The organism is Bradyrhizobium sp. (assembly GCF_016462955.1).
Lineage (GTDB): Bacteria > Pseudomonadota > Alphaproteobacteria > Rhizobiales > Xanthobacteraceae > Bradyrhizobium.
In genome coordinates this window covers 1-6,539 of the sequence record NZ_JAEMSD010000389.1, presented here as the reverse complement: position 1 = coordinate 6,539, position 6,539 = coordinate 1, and the positions used below count along the sequence as shown (strand labels likewise).

The window sequence follows — 6,539 nt, the reverse complement described above, 5'->3', positions numbered from 1 at the left end:
TTCCAGGGCGGCGATCAGGCGCGCCAGACGGCCTTCGCCGCGCGCCTGGGCGAGATCGGCGAACAGGCGGGATGTTCGCTTGTAAAGGACGGAGAAGCCGTCGCGGCAGGCCTTGTTGCCGAGCGCACAGGCAAGCCAGGACTTGCCGGTGCCGGTTGGGCCGACGATGACCAGGTGGTTGGCCTCACGGACCCATTGGCAGGTGGCGAGGGTTTGGAAGAGCGAACGGTCAAGGCCGCGAGCGGTGCGATAGTCGACGTTCTCGATGGCGGCGACTTGACGGAGCTTGGCACTGGTCAAGCGGCGCGTGAGGCGGCGGTTGTCGCGGGCGGTGACCTCGCGATCGACGAGGAGGCCGAGCCAATGGGCGTGCGGCATCCCGGCCGCCTCTGGGTTGTTCTGCAGTTCGGCGAGGGTATCGGCCATGGCGGCGAGGCCGAGGGAGCGCAAGCGATCGACGGTGGGATGAATAAGCATGCTGATCTCTCCTGATCAATTGTAGTAACTGCGGCCACGGATGTTGGCGTGGAAGAGGATGGGCGCCTCCTCGGCGGGAGGCGCGGTTCTGTCGGTGCCGTTCTTGAGGATGGCGGCGACCGATTTGTACGAACGGGCGTTGAGCAGGAGGGCCCGGGCGCAGGCGGCGTCGACGCGTTCCTGGCCGTAGCGCTTGACCAGCCCGAGAATGCCGATAGCCGAGCGGAAGCCCTGTTCCGGATGCGGCCGCGACCGCAGGATGACATCGATCAGGGTGTCGGCGTCGGGGCCGACCTTGGCGGCTTCGGAACGAATACGCTCATGGGTCCAGTCGCGATAGCGGCGATGCGAGCTCGGCATATGCTCGGAAATCGTGGTCGGGCGATGCGGTAAGGTGCTGCGCAGATGCGAGGCCACGCGCTTGCCATGGAGGAATATCTCGACGGTCTTTTGGGTGATCCGAGCCTCGACCTCCTGATGTACGAGGCTGTGAGGGACGCTGTAGTAATGTTTGGCGATCTCAACGTGATAATCGAGGTTGACCCGGCAGCGCTTCCACTCGGCATACTCGTACGGTTCATCTGGCAAGGGGGTAAGCGCCGGGCGATCGAGCTCTTCGAACAGGTCGCGCCGGCTTCGTCCCCAGCTCCGGAGCGGTCGATTGTTGAGATCGACGAGCAGCGCGTGGATCGCCTCGTTGAGGGCGGCAAGCGAGAAGAAGCGGCGGTTGCGCAGGCGCGCCAGAATCCATCGCCCGACGATTTGGACCCCGACTTCGACCTTGGCTTTGTCGCGCCGCCGATACGGCCGTGCCGGTACGATAGCGGTGCGGTAATGGCGGGCGAGATCGGCATAGGTCCGGTTGACCATCGGCTCGTGAAAGCAGGCCCGGGTGACGCCGGCCTTGAGATTGTCGCTCACCGTCTGCCGGGCCACGCCGCCGAAATAGGCAAATACCCGAACGTGCGAGGCGATCCAGCCCGGCAGGCCCTGGCTGAGACTGGCCTCGGCGTAGGTGTAGTTCGAGGCGCCGAGCACGGCGACGAAGATCTGCGCGCTGCGCACCTCACCGGTGAGCCCGTCAACCACCTCCATGGTGTGGCCGGAATAGTCGACGAACAGCTTCTCGCCGGCGACATGAACCTGGCGCAGGGTTGGCTTGAGACGGCCGGCCCATTCCCTGTAGCGTTCGCAACCACGCATAGCTGAAGCTGTCGGAGTTTGCGTCGCAATACTCCTCTCACAAGAGCATCAGCGTGACGTTCGGGCGCCGCAGCTCGCGATGCACAAGCGCCCAGTCCGGATGCGGACGCTCGTCGCTGGGCCGATCGGACGGCGGCGGAAACAGGCGATTCTCGAGCCGGACGTCGTCATCGAGCTCCGGCGGCAACGGCCAGGTCAGGTCAGCGCGGCGGGCTTGGTTCACGTATTTGCTGACCGTGCCCTGGGCCAGGCCGAGGCTGCGGGCAACGGCGCGTTGCGACATGCCGACGCTGTAGTGCAGGCGTAGAACTTCGCGAATGTGGCGCATGGACAGTCTCTCGGTCGGCATCTCGATCCTCTGCGGTTAGGCAAAAGACCCAAGCTACCCGGGTTGCAGACTGTCAGCGGTGCGCGCCTCCTGATTGCCCCTGATCGCGATCGCTGGAAATAGCGATCACGATCGCCTGGAATCGGTGATCACGATCGGCTGGAACACGCACCACGGCATCGTCGCGACTGTGTGGGCGAGTTGATTCAGATCGACGGCTCTGAACACTGGTGGTTCGAGGATCGCGGCCCACATTGCACCCTGCTCGTCTTCATCGATGATGCGACCAGTCGTTTGATGCACTTGCGCTTTGCAGAGCCCCTTGCTCGCGCCCTTGGCCCGATCAATCGGGCCCCTCACATCCGATCACTGACTCGCCGACGCGCGGCGACCACAGGCGCGCCTTCTCGGCAGCCGCACTGGCTGCACTATCCCCATAGCGCCCACAACTCCGCGGCTTCGTTCAATCCGGCTTCTATGAGGTCGCAGGCTACGACAGAGCGCGCGGCTGGCCTTTGCCCGGCGACCTCACAGAACCCTCAAGAGTCCTAGCGCGTCCAATCTGTGATTCACTGCGTCGCATGGATGCCGATCGCGACGCTGCTCCGGGCGACGTTACCGCCCCGAAGGCGGCGCTGGCAGCCGAGCGCGCGAGGGGTTTGGAAGTAGCTGCCGAGCTCGCTGTCGCTCGTGCGAAAGCGTCGGAAGACGAGGCGCTGATCGCACAGCAGAAGCTGCAGATCGCCAAGCTAAAGCATCAGATCTATGGGCAACGGGCGGAGCGTTCTTCGCGCCTGATCGAGCAGTTGGCGCTGACGTTCGAAGAGCTGGAAGCAAACGCCACCGAGGACGAGCTTGCGGCCGAGCGGGCCGTGGCCAAGATGACGACGGTGCGCGGATTTACACGTAAGCGCCCCGAGCGTCAGACCTTCCCTGAGCATCTGCCACGGGAACGGGTGGTGATTGATCCGCCGACAGCTTGTGATGCTGCGGCAGCAACCGTCTGCGCAAGCTCGGGGAAGACGTCACGCGGACGCTGGAAGTGGTGCCGCGCCAGTGGAAGGTAATCGAGACGGTCTGGGAGAACTGCCGCGCCAGGCGAGCTTCCAGCTCCACACGTTGGCATTCGCCGCCGCCGGAGTTCCTTCCAGGCAAAGGCATCGTCGATGTTGTCGTGCGCAGCCAAGGGCCGGTGAAGATCCTTGTCGTTGAACGGCTCCTTGGCAAAACGGCGATTATAGTCCGCCATGAACGCCGGCAGGAACGCGTTGCCGGCCTCGATGGTCGAGATTCCGGCCAGCCGCATCTCCTTGACCAGGCGGTCCTGCAGTGTGCCGTTGGCTCGTTCCACGCGCCCCTTGGCCTGTGGGACATTGGCACAAATGATATCGATGTTGAGCTCGTGCAGCGCGCGGCCGAACTGCGTCATCCCGTCGCCGCCGGTGGCGCCGACCTTGTTGACCCGGAACGTTGCGTGCTTGTCTGAGTAGAACGCAATGGGCTGCCGTAGCGCTTCAGATAGGCGGTCGTCGCCGTAAGTAGTCAAAGGTCGACTCCGTCTCGACAAATTGCAGATGCATCAATCGGCTGGTGGCGTCGTCGATGAAGACGAGCAGGGTGCATTGCGGGCCGCGGTTCTCAAACCACCAGTGTTCGGAGCCGTCGATCTGGACCAACTCGCCAACGCAATCGCGGCGATGCCGCGGCTGGTGCACCGGCTTCAACCGCTGCCGGCGGTCCTTCTAAATCCCGTCCACCAGCATCCAGCGCCGCACCGTCTCAACGCCGAAATGCAAGCCATGCCGCTCCGCCCGCTTCTCTGCAGCAAGCGTCAGCCGGAGTGCCTGCCGCGATGTGAGCCGAAGCAGTTGCGCTGCCTCTCGCAATGTATCCGTTCCGCCACAACATCCCGCAACACATGCACCCGGTCGATCTCAGCCCGGCTCATCGACAGCACCGTCATCACTCAAAACCCCCAGGCCCATGCCTTAGACAAGTCCGATCGTGACATCTCTAGCACTACTTTGGCAGAATGTTGATTTTGTCGCGTTTTATAGGATTCCCGAATCGATTTTTCAATGATCATGGGTGGTCAGCTCTTGAAGGGCTGACCATGGCGGGATGGGAAGACGAACTCGAACGCTGGCTGATGCCGTTTCTTGGACCGGCTGGGTCATAAGACCCGGCAGCGGATGTGTCCTCTGTATGTCGCGGGATTGATTGGTCCTGGCGATCGCAAGAGCGTTCAGCCAATGGCAGAGCGCCTTGCCACGGGCAACTACGATTAGTTGCACCATTTCATTGCGGAGGTGTCTGGGAGGCGACGCCGCTGGAGACAGAGCTGCTCAATCAGGCGGACCGACTTGTCGGCGGCAGGGATGCGGTGCGGGTTATTGATGACACCTCACTGCCGAAGAAGGGTGAACGCTCGGTTGGTGTTGCTGCTCAATACGCGTCGGCTCTCGGCAAAACGGCAAATTGCCAAACGCTGGTGTCTTTGACGCTTGCGCGCGGCGAAGTGCCAGTGATGGTCGCGTTACGTCTGTTTCTGCCTGACAGTTGGACAAACGACGTGTCTCGTTTGAAACGCGCTCGCGTGCCAGTCGAACACCGAACGCCAGGAGATTGCTTTGGCCGAGATTGACCGCGCGATGGCAGCCAACGTGCGCTTTGGATGTGTGCTGGCGGATGCAGGATACGGGCTCAGCGCACCGTTTCGACAAGGGCTAACAGAGCGCGGGCTCGCGTGGGCTGTCGGTATCCCCCGGCACCTGAAAGTGTATCCGGTCGATGTGAAGCTCATTTGGCCGCTTACCAAAGTCCGCGGGAAACCACGAAAGCACCACGTACCCGATATCTTATCGATTGCGGCAGAACAAATGCTGGCCAGCGCCAAATGGAAAACCGTGAGTTGGCGCAGCGGAACGAGCTCGATTTGCAGCTCTCCGTGTCCGCGCCGCCGACGGCCCTCCTCAGCGGATTTGGGATAAGGGTCAGCAGCATCTCCCGGGCGACGAAGCCTGGCTCATTGGCGAGCAACGTGCCTCAGGGGAGAAGAAATACTATCTTGCCAATCTTCCTGCGGCGACGGATATGCGCACACTGGCCGCCACCATCAAAGGCAAGATGGATTTGTGAGCAGGCCCATCAGCAGTTGAAGGAGGAGCTTGGACTTGATCACTTCGAAGGGCGATCTTGGCAGGGTCTTCATCGCCACGCGCTGATGACAATGATTGCCTACGCCTTCCTGCAACATTGTCGCCTCGCACACGCGGAGCGGAAAAAAAGAATCAACGGTCCTCCGCCTCAACCAACCAGCCCGCCATACGTCACGCCATCGTCGATCTCATCCTATCCTTGAAAAACACTGGCGAAAACACATTCTGCCAAAGTAGTGCTAATGGGGAGGATGGTGACCTTTCTAATGAGCGTCTACATCCGTGATTCGCATAATATTGATTATGGAATACTTTTGCAACTCTTGGAATGTGGCCGCAGAGGACTTAGGATTACTTTGATATACTTGCACTAGCATTTTGTCCAGATCGGGCAGCTTGCAGCGTGTCGCATGCTGGCTCCAGGCACGGAAAGTGCCGCTGGACGTAACCACGGCGGGTTTTGCGCCTGAGCCAGGACTCAAGAGCCTCGACGGCCTGCACCTGACCATCGAATAGATCGAGCCGCCGTCGACCGCGCCCACCGAGACGGCCCCATTCACGCACCAATGCGGTATCGCCAAAGAGCGTCGGCTCGATCGTGAGCACATAGAACCGCGCCATGTTACGGGCCGGATCGCGACGCTCGAGCACGAGATATTGCACGGTGAGTTCGGACATGCGCCAGAATCGCAATTACCGAATCGAGCGTCCAATTAAATAAATGAATCGATCCGCGCCAACGATTCAGAAAATTTATGCAGGCAACGAGACAGTCGAGGTCAGGCTAGGGATAGGCGGCTGAGCTAAAGCCCGCAAGCTGGCGCACTCCCTGGAGATGTCGTCTGAACAAGTCGGCCCGCGCGCGCTCGACGGAGATCCCCTCGTCCGACCTCAGGCATTGCGCAAGACTTCCTCGAGTTGCGCGACGAGCTTCGCCCGTTGCGCGGAAGGAAGTTTGTCCAGATTGATCTGCTTCCAGCGCACCGCCGGCAGGTCCGCCGCGCCAGGGACGCCCAGCAGGCTCCAATCCGGCTCGCCGCGCTTGAATCTCATGAGGAAATCCTTGTGCGCTTGTGGCATTTTTCCGGCGATTTCGGCGATTAGCGTCTCCCGAGCTTCGAGCAACTCGTCCAAGGTTACTTCGTCGGCGGTCATGCCCTCGAAGCCGTGCGTGAATTCGTGCTGGATGTCCTTGCGACGAGGAACCACGACCTCGGAAATCGGCCTGTCATGGCTGATGAGGTAGACGATGAACGCCTTGCGGAGATCGTCTGTGATGCCTTCGTTGGCGAGCAGATCGCGGACATCGAAGAGGTCACGCGGATGCTGCCGGTCGAGCGCCGCGACGAGCTTGCCGGCGTATAGATCGGCGA

At 61.4% G+C, this 6,539-nt stretch carries 3 protein-coding genes and 5 pseudogenes; 3 read left to right on the top strand and 5 right to left on the bottom strand.

Annotation, left to right across the window (positions count from 1 at the left end):
* Together JHD07_RS29255 and istA are read right to left on the bottom strand one after the other, a co-directional pair.
* Nucleotides 1–477 (bottom strand): ATP-binding protein (locus JHD07_RS29255; RefSeq protein WP_291628475.1); only part of this gene is annotated, 477 nt, incomplete at its 3' end.
* 15 nt (nt 478–492) lie between these two features.
* Nucleotides 493–2,029 (bottom strand): annotated as a pseudogene (gene istA, locus JHD07_RS29250) (IS21 family transposase).
* Nucleotides 2,030–2,173: 144 nt separating this feature from the next.
* Between istA and JHD07_RS29245 the strand changes: the two are divergent.
* Nucleotides 2,174–2,323: pseudogene (locus JHD07_RS29245) on the top strand (ISNCY family transposase); the annotation flags it as partial.
* 266 nt (nt 2,324–2,589) lie between these two features.
* Nucleotides 2,590–3,092: pseudogene (locus tag JHD07_RS29240) on the top strand (IS66 family transposase zinc-finger binding domain-containing protein); the annotation flags it as partial.
* Between the two features lie 57 nt (nt 3,093–3,149).
* Here the strand turns inward: JHD07_RS29240 and JHD07_RS29235 are convergent.
* A pseudogene (locus JHD07_RS29235) lies at nt 3,150–3,789 on the bottom strand (ISNCY family transposase); the annotation flags it as partial.
* A 332-nt stretch (nt 3,790–4,121) separates the two neighbouring features.
* Between JHD07_RS29235 and JHD07_RS29230 the strand changes: the two are divergent.
* A pseudogene (locus JHD07_RS29230) lies at nt 4,122–5,403 on the top strand (IS701 family transposase).
* Nucleotides 5,404–5,517: 114 nt separating this feature from the next.
* Here JHD07_RS29230 and JHD07_RS29225 read toward each other — a convergent pair.
* Nucleotides 5,518–5,844, bottom strand: coding sequence for a WGR domain-containing protein (locus JHD07_RS29225; protein ID WP_024343427.1), 327 nt, complete (start codon nt 5,842–5,844; stop codon nt 5,518–5,520).
* Nucleotides 5,845–6,057: 213 nt separating this feature from the next.
* Nucleotides 6,058–6,539: nucleotidyl transferase AbiEii/AbiGii toxin family protein (locus JHD07_RS29220; protein WP_291628473.1), on the bottom strand; the 482-nt coding region annotated here is incomplete at its 5' end.

Bases quoted from the DNA above. Each gene is read 5' to 3' on its own strand.
- JHD07_RS29225 (WP_024343427.1), bottom strand. From the start codon at position 5,844: ATGTCCGAACTCACCGTGCAATATCTCGTGCTCGAGCGTCGCGATCCG.